At 72.5% G+C, this 17,550-nt stretch carries 13 protein-coding genes; 10 read left to right on the plus strand and 3 right to left on the minus strand.

What is annotated here, in order from left to right; genetic code table 11:
* Positions 1 to 15: 15 nt before the first annotated feature.
* Positions 16 to 1,533, plus strand: a complete 1,518-nt coding sequence (locus NYO98_RS21560; RefSeq protein ID WP_268113963.1) for a potassium/proton antiporter — start codon at positions 16 to 18, stop codon at positions 1,531 to 1,533.
* A 19-nt stretch (positions 1,534 to 1,552) separates the two neighbouring features.
* Here NYO98_RS21560 and NYO98_RS21565 read toward each other — a convergent pair whose 3' ends face one another.
* Together NYO98_RS21565 and NYO98_RS21570 are read right to left on the minus strand one after the other, a co-directional pair.
* The gene (locus NYO98_RS21565; RefSeq protein ID WP_268113964.1) at positions 1,553 to 2,056 is read right to left on the minus strand and encodes a LytR C-terminal domain-containing protein; all 504 of its coding nucleotides are present in this window, start codon (positions 2,054 to 2,056) and stop codon (positions 1,553 to 1,555) included.
* Positions 2,053 to 2,352 (minus strand): type II toxin-antitoxin system VapB family antitoxin, encoded by a 300-nt coding sequence (locus NYO98_RS21570; RefSeq protein ID WP_268113966.1) that lies wholly within the window; start codon positions 2,350 to 2,352, stop codon positions 2,053 to 2,055. Before NYO98_RS21570 ends, NYO98_RS21565 begins: the two co-directional genes overlap by 4 nt.
* 69 nt (positions 2,353 to 2,421) lie before the next feature.
* On the opposite strand from NYO98_RS21570, the gene NYO98_RS21575 reads away from it, so the two are divergent.
* Positions 2,422 to 4,047, plus strand: coding sequence for a helicase HerA-like domain-containing protein (locus NYO98_RS21575; RefSeq protein ID WP_268113967.1), 1,626 nt, complete (start codon positions 2,422 to 2,424; stop codon positions 4,045 to 4,047).
* 183 nt (positions 4,048 to 4,230) lie between these two features.
* Here NYO98_RS21575 and eccCa read toward each other — a convergent pair whose 3' ends face one another.
* Positions 4,231 to 8,229 (minus strand): type VII secretion protein EccCa, encoded by a 3,999-nt coding sequence (gene eccCa, locus NYO98_RS21580; RefSeq protein ID WP_268113968.1) that lies wholly within the window; start codon positions 8,227 to 8,229, stop codon positions 4,231 to 4,233.
* A gap of 126 nt (positions 8,230 to 8,355) precedes the next feature.
* On the opposite strand from eccCa, the gene NYO98_RS21585 reads away from it, so the two are divergent.
* From NYO98_RS21585 to NYO98_RS21620, 8 genes are all read left to right on the plus strand, one after another.
* Positions 8,356 to 9,723 carry a hypothetical protein gene (locus NYO98_RS21585; RefSeq protein WP_268113969.1) on the plus strand — a complete coding sequence of 456 codons (1,368 nt, stop codon included), beginning with the start codon at positions 8,356 to 8,358 and terminating at the stop codon, positions 9,721 to 9,723.
* Between the two features lie 140 nt (positions 9,724 to 9,863).
* On the plus strand, positions 9,864 to 10,175 hold the full coding sequence (locus NYO98_RS21590) for a WXG100 family type VII secretion target (protein WP_268113970.1): 312 nt from the start codon (positions 9,864 to 9,866) through the stop codon (positions 10,173 to 10,175).
* 36 nt (positions 10,176 to 10,211) lie between these two features.
* Entirely contained in the window at positions 10,212 to 10,502 is a 291-nt protein-coding gene (locus NYO98_RS21595) for a WXG100 family type VII secretion target (protein WP_268113972.1), read from the plus strand.
* 149 nt (positions 10,503 to 10,651) lie between these two features.
* On the plus strand, positions 10,652 to 12,034 hold the full coding sequence (eccD, locus tag NYO98_RS21600) for a type VII secretion integral membrane protein EccD (protein WP_268113973.1): 1,383 nt from the start codon (positions 10,652 to 10,654) through the stop codon (positions 12,032 to 12,034).
* A 3-nt stretch (positions 12,035 to 12,037) separates the two neighbouring features.
* The gene (locus NYO98_RS21605; protein WP_268113974.1) at positions 12,038 to 13,462 is read left to right on the plus strand and encodes a type VII secretion protein EccB; all 1,425 of its coding nucleotides are present in this window, start codon (positions 12,038 to 12,040) and stop codon (positions 13,460 to 13,462) included.
* Positions 13,462 to 14,724, plus strand: coding sequence for a S8 family serine peptidase (locus tag NYO98_RS21610; protein ID WP_268113976.1), 1,263 nt, complete (start codon positions 13,462 to 13,464; stop codon positions 14,722 to 14,724). The genes NYO98_RS21605 and NYO98_RS21610 overlap by 1 nt, the downstream gene beginning before the upstream one ends.
* A 63-nt stretch (positions 14,725 to 14,787) precedes the next feature.
* Complete coding sequence (locus tag NYO98_RS21615; RefSeq protein ID WP_268113977.1) at positions 14,788 to 15,855, plus strand: sugar phosphate nucleotidyltransferase; 1,068 nt, start codon at positions 14,788 to 14,790, stop codon at positions 15,853 to 15,855.
* 50 nt (positions 15,856 to 15,905) lie between these two features.
* Positions 15,906 to 17,207 carry a UDP-N-acetyl glucosamine 2-epimerase gene (locus NYO98_RS21620; RefSeq protein ID WP_268113979.1) on the plus strand — a complete coding sequence of 434 codons (1,302 nt, stop codon included), beginning with the start codon at positions 15,906 to 15,908 and terminating at the stop codon, positions 17,205 to 17,207.
* Positions 17,208 to 17,550 lie beyond the last annotated feature (343 nt).

Raw genomic sequence — 17,550 nt, forward strand, 5'->3', positions numbered from 1 at the left:
GACCCCGAGGTGTGCATGACGTTCGACGTCCACCAGCTCGACGAGTTCGTGCTGGTCGGCGCCGTCGTGACCCTTGCGGCCATCCTCGCGGTGCGGGTGTCCGCGCGCGCGGGCCTGCCGTCGCTGCTCATCTACCTCTTCATCGGCGTCCTGCTCGGCGAGGGCGGGCCCTTCGGCATCCCCTTCGACGACGCCCAGCTCGCGCACGCGCTCGGCTTCGGGGCGCTGGCGGTCATCCTGGCCGAAGGTGGTCTCACCACCGACTGGCGGCAGATGCGCTCCAGCGTCCGCCTCGGCCTGTCGCTCGCGACGGTCGGGGTGGCGGTGTCGGTGGCCGTGGTCGCCGTCGGCACCCACTACCTCCTGGGACTGCCGTGGGAGCTGGCGATCCTGCTAGGCGCGATCTGCTCGCCCACGGACGCGGCCGCGGTGTTCTCGGTCCTGCGCGCGCTGCCGCTCCCCAAGCGGCTCACCGGCGCGCTCGAGGCCGAGTCCGGGCTCAACGACGCCCCGACCGTCGTGCTGGTGGGGATCATCTCAACCGGCGCGATCGGCGAGGCGGGCCTGCTCGAGACCAGCGGCCTCATCGTCTTCGAGCTGATCGCGGGCGGCCTGATCGGCGCGGCGATCGGCGTGGGCGGTGCGTGGGTGATGCGGCGGGCGGCCCTGCCCTCTTCCGGCCTCTACCCGCTCGCCGTCCTGTGCCTGGCGTTCGCGGCGTACGGCGCTGCGTCGGCGGTGCACGCGTCGGGGTTCGCCGCGATCTACGTCGCCGCGCTGATCCTCGGCAACAGCGAGCTCCCGCACCGGGTGGCGACCCGCTCCTTCTCCGAGGGGGTGGCGTGGCTGGCGCAGATCGGGCTCTTCGTGATGCTCGGGCTGCTCCTCTCGCCCTCGGCGATCCACCTCGACACAGTGGTCCGGGCGCTGGTCACCGGACTCGTCCTCACGCTGGTGGCCCGCCCGTTGTCGGTCGTCGTCAGCAGCGTCGTGCAGCCGATGGTGCCTCGCGACCTGGCGTTCCTGTCGTGGGCCGGCCTGCGCGGCGCGGTGCCCATCGTGCTCGCCACGATCCCCCTGTCGGAGGGTGTGACGGGCGCGGAGGGCCTGTTCCACATCGTCTTCGTGATGGTCGTCGTCTACACCCTGCTGACCGGACCGACCCTGCCGTGGGTGGCCAGGACGCTCGGCGTCGCGCTCCGCTCGGAGCCGAGGGGACTCGAGGTGGAGGCGGCGCCGCTCGACCGCGTGGCTGCCGACCTCCTGCAGGTGACGATCGCGCCCACCTCGAAGATGCACGGCGTCGAGGTCGGCGAGCTGCGCCTGCCGCAGGGGGCCTCGGTCTCCCTGGTCATCAGGTCGGGCGAGGTGCTGGTCCCGGAGCGTCGTACGGTCCTGCGGCACGGCGACGACCTGCTCGTGGTCACGCCCCGCAAGCTGCGCGAGGCCACCGAGGCGCGGATGCGTCAGGTCTCCGACAACGGCCGGCTCGCGCAGTGGGTCGGCGACCCGCCGCGCCGCGAGAGGGACTAGGCCCGGACCGGGCCGAGGCTCACTCGGAGCCGGTGGCCTTGCACCAGGTGGCGTCGGCCTCGGCGACCACCGACTCGACCTGCTTCTTCTTCAGCGCCTGGAACTTCTCACCGACCACGACGACGACGCCGGGTCCGAGCGCGTCGCCCTCGACGACCTGCGCCCTCTTGAACTGCCGCTGCACGAGCACGACCGCCGGGTTGGTCGGCTCGGAGGACCAGATCTGCGTGGTGGCCGCGGGGAGCGGGGAGTCGCCGACGGTGCCCTCGACGAAGCCGCGCTCGGCCAGCTGGGCGCTGGTGGCCCCGGCCAGGCCGCTGCGCTTGCTGCCGTTGAAGACGCTCACCACGACCTGGTCGCGGCGCACCTCCGACCCGGCCGGCACCGTCGTGTCCTCGCAGATGGCGACGGGCTCGTCCTCGGGGAACGGCTCGGTGAAGGCGGCCCATCCCCACACCGCGGCGATCAGCACCAGCACCGCGAGGACGGCGAGCGTGAGCGCCGACCGGGCCGCACCCGTCACTTGTCGTCCGCCTGGTGGACCCGCGCGTGCAGCACGCTGCGCTGCTGGAGCGCCGCACGGAGGGCGCGGTGCAGGCCGTCCTCGAGGTAGAGGTCGCCCTTCCACTGCACGACGTGGGCGAACAGGTCGCCGTAGAACGTCGAGTCCTCGTCGAGGAGCGTGTCGAGCCGCAAGGTGTCCTTGGTGGTCACGAGCTCGTCGAGGCGCACCTGTCGCGGAGGCAGGTCGGCCCAGCCGCGCGAGTCGAGCCCGTGGTCGGGATAGGGTCGGCCGACGCCCACCCGCTTGAAGATCACGCCGGTGATCATAACGACGCCCCCTTGCGGGCCCTCGTTGTCGTCCCCACCCGTGACTAGGCTCGCGACATGAGCGAGACGCCCGAGGCCGAGCCCACCCCGTCCGCACCGGTGGCGGACCCGCCGTCGGACCCGATCTCCGACCCGATCTCGGAGGCCGTGGCACCCGGCTACCGGTTCGAGGGTGCCGCCCTCGAGCTCGGCGGGCTCATGCTCGACGCGGACCACCTCAGCGACGTACGGATCCGCATCCCGCTGGGGATGCTCAACCGCCACGGTCTCGTCGCCGGCGCTACCGGCACCGGCAAGACGAAGACCCTGCAGCTGCTCGCGGAGCAGCTCAGCGCGAACGGCGTCCCCGTGTTCGCCGCCGACATCAAGGGCGACCTGTCCGGCATCAGCGTCCCGGGCGAGCCCAGCGACAAGCTGACCGCGCGCACCGCGAGCGTCGGGCAGGACTGGACGGCGACCGGCTTCCCGACGGAGTTCTACGCGATCGGCGGCCAGGGGACCGGCGTACCCGTCCGCGTGACGATGAGCGCGTTCGGTCCCACCCTGCTCGCCAAGGTCCTCGGGCTCAACGAGACGCAGGAGTCCTCCCTGGGCCTGGTCTTCTACTACTGCGACCAGCAGGGGCTGCCCCTGCTCGACCTCGCCGACCTGCGCGCGGTCCTGCAGTTCCTCACCGGCGACGCGGCCGGGAAGGCCGAGCTCAAGACGATCGGTGGGCTCTCGCCGCAGACCGCCGGCGTGATCCTGCGCGAGCTGGTCGCCTTCGAGGCGCAGGGCGCCGACGTCTTCTTCGGGGAGCCGGAGTTCGAGACGAAGGAGTTCCTGCGCACCGCCGAGGACGGGCGCGGCATCGTCAGCCTGCTCGAGCTGCCGAACCTCCAGGACCGGCCCGCCCTGTTCTCGACGTTCCTCATGTGGCTGCTCGCCGACCTCTTCCACGACCTGCCGGAGGAGGGCGACCTCGACAAGCCCAAGCTGGTCTTCTTCTTCGACGAGGCGCACCTGCTCTTCAACGACGCCTCCGACGCCTTCCTCGACCAGATCGCCCAGACCGTGCGGCTGATCCGGTCCAAGGGCGTGGGCGTCTTCTTCGTGACCCAGTCGCCCACCGACGTGCCCGACGAGGTGCTCGGCCAGCTCGGCTCGCGCATCCAGCACCAGCTGCGTGCCCACACCCCCAACGACGCGAAGGCCCTCAAGGCGACCGTCAACACCTACCCCACCAGCGCCTACGACGACCTCGGCCAGGTCATCACGTCGCTGGGCATCGGCGAGGCGGTGGTGACGGTGATGAACGAGCGCGGCGCCCCGACGCCCGTCGCCTGGACGCGGCTGCGCGCCCCCGAGTCCCTCATGGACCCCGCCCCCACGCCGGCGATGCAGGCGGCGGTCGAGGCCTCGCCGCTCACCGCGAAGTACGCCGAGGCGATCGACCGCGAGTCCGCCCGCGAGCTGCTCGCCAAGAAGCTGGAGGAGGGCGCCCGCAAGGCCGCGGAGGACGCCCGCGTCAAGGAGATGGCGCGCGAGCAGAAGAACGCCCGCGTGACCGAGAAGGCCGAGAAGCCGCCGAAGGAGGAGGACAGCATGGTGGAGAGCGTCGTGAAGTCCCGGGCCTTCAAGGACTTCATGAGCACCGCCGCCCGCGAGATCGCCCGCGGGATGTTCAAGAGCGGCCGGCGGTGAGCGATGCGGTCGCTGGAGTCACCGGATATCCGGTGACCGCCCTGCTTGCAGGTACAGATCTCTACCGATAAGCACGCAACTCGGGTGCACAGCTCGCCCGGAGAAGATCGAGTAGGAAGCGCGCGCCGGCGGTGCGCCAGCCACATCCACGACCGGGGGGACGAGGCTCACGCGCGAGCGCCACTACATCGTCGGGTCGAGCCAGGCCAGCTGGGCGGTCTGGGTGCCGCCGTCGCGGGTGACGACGCGGGCGCGGCCCTCGGGGGCGGGCTGCGGGCGCAGGTTGCCGATGAGTACGCCCTCGTCGCGCGGGCCGGACAGCATGACGCCGGGCATCGCGAGGTCGCGCAGCGACTGGATGACGGGCTCGTAGAGCGCGCGGGAGGCGCCGCCGGTGCGGCGCGCGACGACGACGTGCAGGCCGACGTCGCGGGCCTGGGCCATCAGCGGCTGCAGCGAGGACACCGGGGAGGACTGGGCGGTCGCGACGAGGTCGTAGTCGTCGACCACCACGAACACCTCGGCACCCGTCCACCACGACCGGCTGCGCAGCTGGTCGGGCGTCACGTCGGGGCCGGGGATGCGGCCCTCGAGGTAGCTCGCGATGTCCTTCAGCGTCGGCGTGGCCTGGGTGGCCGAGGTGAGGTAGTTGAGGAGGTACTCGTCGGGCACCTCGCCGAGCAGCGAGCGCCGGTAGTCGACGAGGACGATCTGCGCCTCCTTCGGCGTGCGGGTGCGCATGATCTCGTGGACGTACGCCCGGAGCAGGGCGCTCTTGCCCGACTGCCCGTCGCCGAAGACCAGCATGTGGGGCTCGGCGTCGACGTCGAGGCCGACCGGGGCGAGCTCCTTCTCGTTGATGCCGAGCAGGACATGCTTCGGCGGCAGCTGGCGTCGTACGGCGTCCTCGCGGACCGCCTCGAGGGTCACCTTCTCGGGCAGCAGGCGCAGCTTGGGGCCCTGCGGGCCCTTCCAGGCCGCGGCCATCCGGTCGACGAGGTGGTCGACGCCGTCGCCGAGGGTGTCGGCGTCACCGTCGCCGTCGATGCGGGGCAGCGCGCCGAGGAAGTGCAGCTTGGACGGCACGAGACCGCGGCCGGGCCGGCCGACCGGGACGAGCGCGGCGACCTTGCGATCGATCTCGGAGTCGAGCGGGTCACCGAGCCGCAGCTCGAGCTTGGAGCCGAAGACGTCGCGCATCGCGGCGCGGTAGTCGGCCCAGCGGGTCGACGCGGTGACGATGTGGAGGCCGAAGGTCAGGCCGCGCGCGGCGAGCTGCTGGATCTCCATCTCGAGGTCGTCGAACTCGGCGCGCAACGTGCTCCAGCCGTCGATGACGAGGAACACGTCGCCCCAGCCGTCGTCGGCGCGGCCCTGGGTGCGACGCGAGCGGTAGGTCTCGATCGAGTCGATCCCGTTCTCGCGGAAGTAGGCCTCGCGGCGGTCGACGATGCCCTCGACCTCCGCCATCACGCGGCGTACGACGTCGGGCTCGGAGCGGGTGGCGACACCGCTGACGTGGGGCAGGCGGGCCAGCGGGGCGAACGTGCCGCCACCGAAGTCGAGCACGAAGAACTGCGACTCCAGCGGCGTCGTCACCAGCGCCATGCTCGTGACGATGCTGCGCAGCATGGTGCTCTTGCCCGAGCGCGGGCCGCCGACCACCGCGACGTGGCCGGCCGCGCCGGTGAGGTTGAGCGTCATCGTGTCGCGACGCTGCTCCCGCGGCCGGTCGACGGTGCCGAGCGGGATGACCAGGCCCGGCACGTTGCGCCACTGCGGCGACGTCAGGCCCAGGTCGGGGCTCTCGACCAGGTCGGGCATGAGCTCGTCGAGCGTGTCGGGCACGTCGAGCGGCGGCAGCCAGACCTGGTGCGCCGCCGGTCCCTTGCCGACCATCCGCGTCACGGCGACGTCGAGGAGCGAGGGCTGCTCGCCCTGCTGCTGGCGCTTCGGCGCCGCCACCTCGGTGACCTCCTCGGTCGGCTCGAGGGCCTGCACCTCGGAGATGGTGAAGGGCAGGATGCCGCGGATGGCGCCGCCCTCGTCGCGGGTGACGCGGGTGCGGCTCGACGGCGGCCCCGAGACGTACGCCGCCTTGAAGCGCAGCAGCGTGGACTGGTCGGGCTTGAGGTAGCCCAGACCGGGGACGGCGGGCAGCTCGTAGGCGTCCGGAACGCCGAGCACGGCGCGCGACTCGCCGGCGGAGAAGGTGCGGAGGCCGACGCGGTAGGAGAGGTGGGACTCCAGGCCGCGCAGGCGACCCTCCTCGAGTCGCTGCGACGCGAGCAGGAGGTGCAGGCCGAGCGAGCGGCCGAGGCGGCCGATCGCGACGAAGAGGTCGATGAACTCCGGCTTGGCCGAGAGCATCTCGGAGAACTCGTCGACGACGATGAACAGCGACGGCATCGGCTCGAGCGGCTCGCCGTTGGCGCGGGCCTTCTCGTAGTCGCGCACCGACGCGTAGTTGCCCGCGTCGCGCAGCAGCTCCTGGCGGCGGGTCATCTCGCCCGAGAGGGCGTCCTGCATGCGGTCGACGAGCGTGAGCTCGTTGGCGAGGTTGGTGATGACGGCCGAGACGTGCGGCATGTCGGCCATGCCGGCGAAGGTGGCACCACCCTTGAAGTCGACGAGCACGAGGTTGAGCTGCTCGGAGGAGTGCGTCATCACCAGGCCGAGCACCAGCGTGCGGAGGAACTCCGACTTGCCGGAGCCGGTCGCGCCGATCACCAGGCCGTGGGGGCCCATGCCCTGCTGGGCGGACTCCTTGATGTCGAGGTGGATCAGGCCGCCGGAGTCGCCGATGCCGATCGGCACCCGGAGGCGGTCGCGCGCCGGGCGCGGGCGCCAGGCGGTGGCCGGGTCGTAGGTGAAGATGTCGCCGAGGCCGAGCAGGTCCATGTGGTCGGGGGTCGCCGACGTGATGTCGACGGCACCGCCGGCCGAGGACGACTCGGCGCTGGCGGTCTTGAGCGGCGCGATCCGGCGGGCGAAGGCCTCAGCCGTGGCGATGTCGCACTGGTCGGCGAGCGCGCGGACCGGCTCGCCGCGCAGCCGCAGCGCGCTCACCGGGCGCTTGCCGAGCTCGTCGGGCGCGTCGGCGAACTCCAGGCGCAGGCGGGTGGAGTCCTCGAGCTCGTCCCACCGGCTCGGCAGGTCGAGCAGCGTGACGCCGTGCAGGCCGTCGGGCGGGACGATGTGGTTGCCCGGCGGGAGGTGGCCGCCGTCGATCACGAGGAGGATGTGCGGCGTGGCGGCGCGCTCGTCGGCGCCGAAGCGGGGACGGTCGCTCAGGTCGGGCGGGAGCAGGTTGCCGAGGTCGTCGAGCGAGGTCGACACCAGGCGCATCGGGCCGACCGCGTCGGCCTCGCGGGTGCTCTGCGCGTGGGGAAGCCACTTGACCCAGTCCCAGTGGGTGAGGTTCTGCTCCGAGCTGAGCACCGCGACGATGAGCTGGTCGGGGTTCTGGAACGCCGTCGCGGAGCAGATCATCGCGCGTGCCGTCGCGCGGACCTCCTCGGCGTCGCCGCACAGCTCGATGCGGTCGAAGGCGCGCAGGTCGATCGACGCCGGCAGGTTGGGCTGCAGCCGGTGCACGACGAGGAGGCGGTGCAGGGCGGACGCCGCGGCCGGGTCGACCTGGTCGACCGGCGCGCTCTCCGGCGGCACCAGCTCCAGCGACAGCGGCTGCGAGCACAGGCCGTAGCGCACGTGCAGGAAGTTGTCGTCGGAGACGGTGTGCTCCCACAGCCGGGTGCGGTCCTCGGCCAGGGCGGGGAGCGCCGAGGGCTCGGGGTGGTGCCAGTTGAGGGCGCGCCGCTGCTGGTCGGCAGCCTCGCGTGCGACCTTGCGGATGTTGCCCAGGTAGCGCAGGTACTCGGTGCGCGAGCCGGTGACCTGCTGCGCGCGCTGCTTCCGCTGCCGGTCGATCTGGACGATGATGAAGCCGAGCGTGGCGAAGAGGAACATGCCGGCGGCGAGGAAGCTGCGGCTCTTGTTGGCGCCGCCCATCGTCGCGACGAGCACGATGGAGCCGAGGCTGCCGAGCATCGGGATGGCGTTCATCAGCACGCCCCCGGCGCCCTCGCCCTCCTGCAGCTCCGGCGGCGGCTGCAGCACGATCTGACCACCCGGCATCTCCGGCTCGTCGAGCCTCTGGCCGCCCCGCAGTGTCGTGCTCAACGCATCCCCCAGTGCCGTGCCCGATGAAGTCGCGACGATGATAGGTGGGCTGCCGCGCGAGCCGCACCTACGACTACCCTCCAGCGGAGTGGTGCTCGTTCCAGGGGCAACGCGAAGGGGGAATCCGTGTCGGACGTCGCGATGTCCAGCAGCGCTGGCGCGACCATCGCGCTGAGCATCCACGGCCCGGCCGGGGTGCTCGACCTCGTCGTGCCCGCCGGCGCGACCGCCGTCGACGTCGCGCGCGAGTACGCCAGGCAGGCCGACGTACCCGGCATCCCGCTGCTCCAGACCGCCCTCGGCGAGCGGCTCAACGCCGCCCTGCCGCTGGGCGAGGCAGGCATCCAGCCCGGTGACGTGCTGGTCGCGACGACCAGCGTGCACCGGCCGCGACGCGTGACCCTCCTGCAGGCCGCCAAGAACGCACCGGAGAGCCCGGCGCTCGCCGCGATGATCGCCGGCGTCGCCGCACTGGTGGCCGTCCTCGCCGGGTGGTACGCCGCTCGCGCGGGCGACGACGTCGTCCGGACCGTCACCGTCGGGCTGCTGCTCGTGTGCTCCCTCGTCGGCGTGCTGCCGCTCGGTCGTCATGCCCGCCAGCGGGCCTCGGCGGCGCCGGCCTTCGCGGCCGCTGCGGCGTTCGCGGCGCTCTACGAGCCGGGCGTCCACCTCCTCCCGGCCATCCTCGGTGCCGCCGGCATCGCGGCAGCCGTCGTCGCCGGGATCGGCCGCGCGGTGTCCGCCGGTGCCGACGAGGTGAGCACCGTGTGGATCGTCAGCGGGCTCACCGTCTTCGCGTGCTGCGCCGTCCCGGCGATGCTGGGCTGGGACGCCCGGGTCGCCTGGGCGCTGCTGGTCTTCCTCGCGATGATGGCCGCGCGCTTCGCTCCCTCGCTCGCGGTCAACGTGCCCGACGAGGCGCTGCTCGACCTCGACCGGCTCGCCGTCACCGCCTGGTCGGCCCGTGACGGCCGGCGCCGGGGTCGCCGCGGTCGCGTCGTGGTCGCCGCCGACGCGATGGAGCGCCTGGTGCGCCGGGCGTCGCGCATCGTCACCGGTGCGGCGGCCGCGATCCTGGTGACGGTGCTCGTCGCCAGCCCGCTGCTGCTGCAGGCGGCGACCATCGACCTCGACCGCATCGGCGCCCGGTGCCTGGTCTTCTTCGCGGGGTGCTCGCTGCTGCTCGCCGCCCGGTCCTACCGCCACGCGGCAGCACGCGTCCTGCTCCGCCTCGCCGGCCTCGGCGCCCTCGTGGCGCTGGCCGTGCACCTGGTCGCGGGCGTGGGCGCCGGCCACGTCGACACGTTCTTCTACGTCAGCGTCGCGCTGGGCGTGGTCGCCCTCGCCGCGGCGGTGGCCACCGGCCGCGGCTGGCGCTCGGTCTGGTGGTCGCGGCGCGCCGAGGTCGCCGAGTCCCTGTGCGGCAGCCTCGCCCTCGCGTCGCTCGTGGTCGCGGCCGGCGTCTTCCGGCGCCTGTGGGAAATGACGTCGTGATGTTTAGGCCCAGGACGGTCGGGTAGATGCACGTCAGCGCGGGGGGCCGGGACGTCTCCCCGAGCACCGGATCACCAGTCCAGTGAGTCACCACCACCAAACACTCGGTCGGTTCGACCGCCGAGGGAGAAGGATCTTTCATGAGCGAGATGTACGGCCAGACAGAGAAGGCCCTCTCCAAGGGCGCCGACTTCGTCGACCAGGCCCGCGCCGACGTCAAGAACAAGTGCGGCGTCCTCTCCGGCAACATCCAGACGATGATGGGCGGCTGGGGCGGCCAGGGTGCCACCGCGTTCAACAACCTGATGATCGCCTGGGACCAGAAGCAGGAGACGATCCTGAAGGCCCTCGACCAGCTCTCGGCCTCGATGAAGGAGACGGAGCGCGACAACGTCTCGACCGACGAGTCGCAGTCCGCCAACCACGCCAACCTCCAGGGCCGTCTCGGCTGACGCCGGCACCCGACTTCTGAGATCTAGGAGATCGACATGACTTTCGACGGAATCAAGGTCCAGCACGGCAGCCTCGACGCCGGTGCGGCCGACGTGATGAAGGCGGCCAAGGACATCGAGGCCCGCCTCGACCAGCTCGAGAACGAGCTCAACCCCCTCAAGTCGGACTGGAACGGTAACGCCAAGATGGCCTACGACCAGGCCAAGGCCAAGTGGGACCAGGCGATGTCCGAGATGACCCTCCTGCTCCAGCAGGCCAGCCAGGGTGTCGACGCGTCCAACGCCGAGTACAAGGCGGCCGACGCCCGCGGCGCCAACCGCTTCTGAGCACCGCACACCGTCCGAGGCCGGTCGTCCCTCCGGGGACGTCCGGCCTCGTGCCATTTCCGCGAGCGGCTTTCGCCTAGGCTGCTCCCCGTTCAGAGCTCCGGCCCCTCGGCCGATGCAGGTGCAAGGACAATCAGGGGGAAACACCAATGAGTCAGGGGTCCTCGGTCGCCTCCGGCCTGGTCCGGGTGACGATCGCCTCGGGATCTCGCCGGGTCGACCTCGTGCTGCCGGGGTCGATCCCGGTCGCCGAGCTCGTGCCCGAGCTCGCCCGCTCGGTCGGCCTGCTCGACGCCTCGACGGTCTACGGCGGCTACCGCCTGGTGACCCAGGAGGGACGGATCCTGGCCGACAACGCCGGCCTGACGATGCAGGGCATCGAGGACGGCGGCCTGCTGACCGTCACCGCCGGCGTCGACGACAAGGCCCCGCGCGTCTACGACGACGTGGTCGAGGCCATGGCCGACGTCGTGGAGAACGAGCTCAAGCCGTGGGAGCCGGCGGCGGGGCGGCGTACGGCACTGGGCGCGGGCAGCCTCCTGCTCGGCCTCGGCGCGCTGGCCCTCCTCCTCCAGGGCGAGAGCCTCCTGGGCGGCGTCGCCGCCGCCGTGATCGCCGGGCTCCTCGTGGTCGGCGGCATCGTCCTGACCCGCGCGCAGGGCGAGCCCGAGGCCGGGGTCGCGGTCTCCCTGCTCGCCGCCCTCTACGCCGCGGTCGCGGGGCTCCTGCTCGCGCCCGGCGACCTACCGGAGTGGAGCTGGCCGCTCGACGACGCGTTCTTCGCCGACCCGCTCCTCTACGCCGGGCTGGGCGTCCTCGCCGTCGGACTGATCGCGGTGGTCGGCCTCCAGGGCGGCCGGGCACTCGTCATCCCCGCCGTCGTGGTCGGTGCGGTGGTCGTCGCGGGGTCGGTGCTCATCGGGGTGTTCTCGCTCGAGCCGTCCGTGGTCTTCGTCGTCCTGCTCACCCTGGTGGTCCTGGCCGGCAGCATCTTCCCGTGGCTCGCCCTCGGGGTGACCGGCACCAAGGTCGACCAGCTCTACTCCCTGCACGACATCACCGCCGACCCCGACGAGATCGACCCGGACGAGGTGGCCGACGACGCCCGGGTCGGCCACGAGATCCTGCTCGCGGTCTCCGCGACGGTGGGTACGCTCCTGGTGCTCCTCGCCCCGTTCGCCGTCGGACGTGGCGTCTACGGCACGATCCTCGCGGCCGTGTGCTGCCTCGCCGTCATGTTCCGCACCCGCCAGTACCGCACGGGCTCGGAGGTGCTCGCCGGCCTGGTCTCGGGCATCCTCGGCCTGGTCTCGGTGGCCCTGTCGATGCTGCTGATCCACGACGGCTGGCGCGCGGGCGCCGCCATCGGCCTGGCCGGCATCGGCGCCGTCCTCCTCGCCCTCACGCTGGTGCCCGCCTCGCCGTCGGTGCGCCGCGGCCGCATCGGCGACATCGTCGAGACGATGACCCTGCTCGCGCTGCTCCCGCTGATGGTCCTCGCGGCCGGCTTCGTCTCCGCGGTGGCGGGCTGATCGATGGCCACCAAGAAGGACCTCGTCGAGGCCCACGCCTTCAGCCGGCGCCGTCTCGTCACCGCCTTCGTCTCCGGCGCCCCGGGCGGCCGCGAGGTGGAGCCGGTGCGGCCCGGCCGCGTGCTGATCGGCGGTGTCGCCCTGTCCGTCCTGCTGCTCGCCGGTGCGGCGGTCGCGGGCTTCCTGCTCGGGCGCCCGCCCGCGCAGTGGCTCGACGAGGGCAGCTTCGTGATCTCCAAGGACACCGGCGAGCAGTACGTCGTCCTGCGCGGCGGTGACGACCCGCTGCTCCAGCGGGTGCCCAACTACGTCTCGGCGCAGCTCCTGCTCGGGCAGGCCGAGCTCACGCCGTTCACCGTGCGCGACAAGTACATCCGCACCGTCCAGCTGGGCGAGGACCTCGGCATCGACGCCGCGCCCGCCAGCCTGCCGTCCGCGGGCGAGCTGGTCGACGACGGCTGGACCGCCTGCACCGGGGACGGCGTCGGCATCAAGGTCGCGGTCCAGCGCACGCCCTCTGTCGAGGACCTGGCCGGCTCCGCCTTCCTGGTCCGCAGCGAGGGCACGACGTGGCTGATCGCCACGGCGCCGCCGGTCGGCAGCCAGCAGGGCAGCGCCTACCGCTTCCCGATGCCCGAGGACGAGACCCAGTCCTCGACGCTGGGGGACCGGCTCGGGTTCGGCGCGTCGGCGACCGAGGTCGACCCCGACTGGCTGAACCTGTTCCGGCTCGGCGAGCCCCTGGAGAAGGCGTCCTTCGGGGTCACCCGCTCCGGCGAGCGCGTGCCCTACGGCAGCACCGGCACGGATCTCTCGCGCTACCGCATCGGTGACCTGCTGCTCTCGAGCAGCGGCTCCTACTACCTGCTGGGCGACGAGGCGCCGGAGCGGCTCACCGACTTCGCCGGCATGGTCTACGGCGTGGTCGAGGAGCCGGCGCAGGAGCTCCCGGGCGACCTGTCCGCGTCCTTCGGTGACCCGCGCACGCCGCCGGAGTGGCCCAGCGACGTGCCGCAGCCGGTCACCAACGGCGCCCTGTGCGCGGTCCTCCACCCCGCGACCGGCACCGACACCACCTTCGGTCTCGCGACCAACCCGACGGGCGCCGCGGACCCCTACGCCGCCGACGTGCGACCGGGCCGCCACGCGGTCGACGTCGAGCCGAGCGCCGGTGCCTACGTGCTGTCCGGCTCGGGCGAGGCCGCCGACGCCGGCACCCGCTACGTCATCGACCCCAAGGGCGAGAAGTACGAGCTGGTGGGCTCGGAGGTGCCCGACTTCCTCGGCTACGGCGAGGTCGACCCCCCGCTCGTGCCGAGCGCGTGGCTGGAGTTCTTCGAGCCGGGCGTGCAGCTGTCCACCAACAGCGCGCGCCGGGTCCCGGAGGACGCGCCGCCCGCCGACGACGCGACCGCGGACGCCGGCTGATGGCTGCGCCGTCGACCGGGTGCCGCCTGCTGCGGCGCCCAGCCGTGCGTACGACGCTCGCCGCCGGCCTGCTCGCGGCCGCCTTGGTGCCGTGCGGCGCGCCCCCGGCCGCCGCCGACCACGACGCCCCGTGCCTCGAGACAGAGGTGCCGGGCTCCGAGCGGCTCGCCGACACGCACACCAAGGACAACCTCGCCTTCGACCGCATGCACGTCGAGCAGGCGCAGGAGCTCGCCACCGGCCGCGGCGTGAAGGTCGCCGTGATCGACAGCGGCATGGTGGGTGCGGAGGGTCTGGACATCGCGGGCGCGGGCGCCATCGCGGGGGTCGACCCCGCCACCCGCCTGTCCGGGCACGGCACCATCGTGGCGGGGCTGATCGCCGGTCCCCGTGGCGTTGCGCCCGACGCCCAGCTCGTCGACGTCAAGGTCTACGACGCCGAGGACGCCGACACCACGCAGGGCGAGCGACCGCTGACCTCGGCCGGCATCGCCGCCGGCATCGAGGCCGTGATCCGGGCGCAGCCGCAGCAGCAGGTCGACATCGTCAACATCTCGCTCGCGGTGCGGCGGTCCGACCCCGTCCTCGAGGCCGCGGTCGAGCGTCTCGTCGACCTCGGCGTGGTGGTGGTCGCGGCTGCCGGCAACGCGCCGGAGACGCCCGACGACGGCTTCCAGGGCACCCCCGGCAACGACGCCGACGTCTACCCGGCCGACTACCCCGGCGTGGTGGCGGTCAGCGCGACCCCGCCGGGCGACGAGCACCCGAGCACCTACGTCCTGCCCAACCTCGACACCGACGTGGCGGCAGCGACGCTGGGCGCCATCTCCGTCAACGCCACCGGCCAGGTGTGCGAGGTCGAGCAGGTCGCCACGTCGTGGGCGGCGGCCGAGGTCAGCGGCGTCATGGCGCTGCTGAAGCAGCGGTTCCCCCGCGAGACCCCCCAGCAGCTGGTCGCCCGGCTGCAGGCGACGACCGAGGGGGCCGGCGCTCCGGAGGGCCCCGACGGCAAGGCCACGAACCCGTGGACGGGTGCCGGCGTCGTCCAGGCGCACGACGCGCTCACCCGCGAGATCAAGCCGGGTCGCCAGGGCAGGGTCGAGTCCACCGTGCAGGAGGTCCGGGCCGACGCGCAGGCTCCGCCCGCCCCCGAGCGCATCGACCTGTTCGGCACGCCGCGGGCCATCCTGCTCTGGTCGGGCCTCGTCGCCGGGTCGCTCCTCGCGCTCGCCTTCATGCTGCGCCCGCTGGTGCGACGCTGACCATCGACCGGGACGCCCGGAGAGACGTGGTCGCCCGGCAACGCCGCATGGTGGAATCAGCGCATGCCTGAGACCTCCGACGAGCCCGTCGCCGTCATCCTCGCGGGTGGCCAGGGCTCGCGCCTGTGGCCGATCAGCCGGGACCGCGCCCCCAAGCAGTTCCAGCCGGTCGTCCGCGACCGACCGCTGCTCACGGGCACCATCGAGCGGCTCAGCGAGATCGTCGACCCCAGCCGCATCCACGTCTCGACGCGTGCCCGCTTCGCCGAGGCCGCGCGAGCGACCCTCGGTCCGGTGCCGCAGGAGAACCTGATCCTCGAGGAGGACCCGGCCGGTCCCGCGACGGCGTTCGCCCTGAGCGTGGCGACCCTGTTCCACAAGTACGGCGACGCGCCCGCCCTCATCGCCCCCTCCGACCACCTCATCACCGAGGAGGACGCCTTCAACGCGGCCTCCCGCGAGATGCTCGCGCAGCTCGAGCGCACGCCCGCGTCGATGGTCGTGCTGGGCGCGGAGCCGACGCGCTTCGACCCGAGCCTGGGCTACATCCACACCAAGGGCGGGGACGACGCCGTCCAGGTGATCGACTCGTTCCACGAGAAGCCCGACGAGGACGTCGTCGAGGAGCTGGGGGAGTCGGGCAACCTGTTCTGGAACACCGCCTGCTACGGCGTGCACGTCGGGCAGGCCTGCAACGCCTACCGGACCGCCCTACCCCTGATCTTCGAGTCCATCGAGCGGTTCGCCCGCGGGGCCACCTCCGACCAGGGCTACCGCGGCGCGTCCATCGGCGGCCACGAGATCTACCCGCTGATGTGGGCCGGCATGGAGTGCCTCGTCGTCCCCCGGCAGCTGGGCTGGACCGACGTCGGGACCTGGACGCGCCTCGAGCGGGTCCTGGACGACCAGCGGGTGACCTCCATCGGTCCCGCGCTCCAGCTCGACGCGGAGAACACCCTCGTCGCGAGCATGGACGGCCGACCGGTCGTCACGCTCGGCGCGCGCGGGCTGATCATCGTGACCCACGAGGACGCGGTCTACGTCCTCGACCGCCAGAAGGCCCTCGACACCGGCATCCTCGAGCGGCTCCGCTCGCTCCTCGCGGCCAGCAGCCGCGAGGACCTCCTCTGACGCCTCCGCCCGCGGGCCCCGGACCACGCACGCTCCACCCGAAGGAACCCATGTCCCACCAGAACAGCCAGCACATCGTCGTCGTCGGCACCAAGCCCGACATCATCAAGCAGGCGCCGATCTACCACGAGCTGCGCGACCGCGGCCACGACGTGGTGCTGTGCCACACCGGCCAGCACTACGACCACAACCTCTCGCAGTCCATGCTCGACGAGTTCGGCGTCCGGGAGGACATCAACCTCGAGGTGCGCGGCGGCGTCAACGACCTGGTCTCCGGCATCACCGCCAAGCTCGCGCTCTACCTCCGCGGCTTCGCCGAGCGCGGCGGCTTCCCGATCACCTACGTGCACGGTGACACGACCACGGCGATGGCGGGGGCCCTCGCCACCTTCGGCGAGCGGCAGGCGCTGGTCCACGTCGAGGCCGGGCTGCGCACGCTGTCGCCGAAGCCGGAGGTCCTCCGGGGCTGGCTCGAGCAGGGCGCCGACCTCGACTGGGCGTCGTTCCGTGAGCAGTCCGTCGACCGCGCGAGCTGGGCCAAGGGCAGCCGCGAGCCGTCGCCGGAGCAGTTCAACACCCGGGTCGCCGACGCGGGCTCCGACCTGCACGCCGCGCCCGTGGAGCTCAACCGCGAGTTCCTCCTCGAGGAGGGCTTCGCGCCCGCCGCGATCGACGTCGTCGGCAACTCGGTCGTCGACGCGCTCGAGCAGGCGATCGCCGGCAGCGACAGGAACCAGGTGCTGCAGAGGTTCCCGCAGATGGGCGACGGATCCTTCCTGCGCTTCTGCGTGCACCGCCGCGAGAACACGACCAACCGCGACCGCTTCAACCTGTTGATGGACGCGATGGAGGCGCTGCTCGAGCAGGGCCACCACGTGCTGTTCATCCGCCTGCTCGGCACCGAGGCGGCGATCGACAACTTCGGCCGCCGCCAGTGGCTCGAGGACCTCGAGAAGAGGTACGGCGACGCGCTGATCTCGACGCCGGTGTGGGACAGCTACCTCGACGTCGTCGCCGCCATGTCGATGTGCGCGGTCATCGTCACCGACTCCGGCAGCATCGTCGAGGAGGCCAACGTCCTCGAGGTGCCGTGCGTGACGCTGCGCTTCGGGTCCGACCGCTCCGAGACGTTCCTCGCCGGCAGCAACTTCCTCGCCCCGCCCGTGGACAAGGACCTGATGACGAGCGTCATCCACCACGTCTTCGAGCACCGGGGCGAGCTGTCCTGGGACCGCGTCTACCCCGAGAAGGCCTCCGCGATGCTGGTCGACGCGGTCGAGCGGCGGCTGGACGAGGGGAGCCTGCTGATCTCCGAGGAGTGGCGCTACGGCCTCCCGGCCCGGCTGCGCTGACCGGCGTACGTCGCTGCGGCCCGGGGCGGTGCGCCAGCCACCTTTCCGCCCGTCGGGATGTGGCTGTGGCACCGCTGGGGTGCGTGTCGTACGTCGCCGGGGTTGGGGCGGTGCGCCAGCCACCTTTCCGCCCGTCGGGATGCGGCTGTGGCACCGCTCCCCACACGTGACGAGGGCCCCGCACCGATCGGTGCGGGGCCCTCGTGGCGGCGGAGGTAGGGGTGTGTTCCTTCAGGACATCCCGGACTGATCTCTCAAGACATCCCGGACCGACTCCGCCGGGTGCATGACACCTGACCCGATGCTGCGGTGGTGTCGAGAGCCCGCCTGGTCATCACCGCCA

The sequence above is a fragment of the Nocardioides pini genome (assembly GCF_026712185.1).
GTDB classification, from domain to species: Bacteria; Actinomycetota; Actinomycetes; order Propionibacteriales; family Nocardioidaceae; genus Nocardioides; species Nocardioides pini.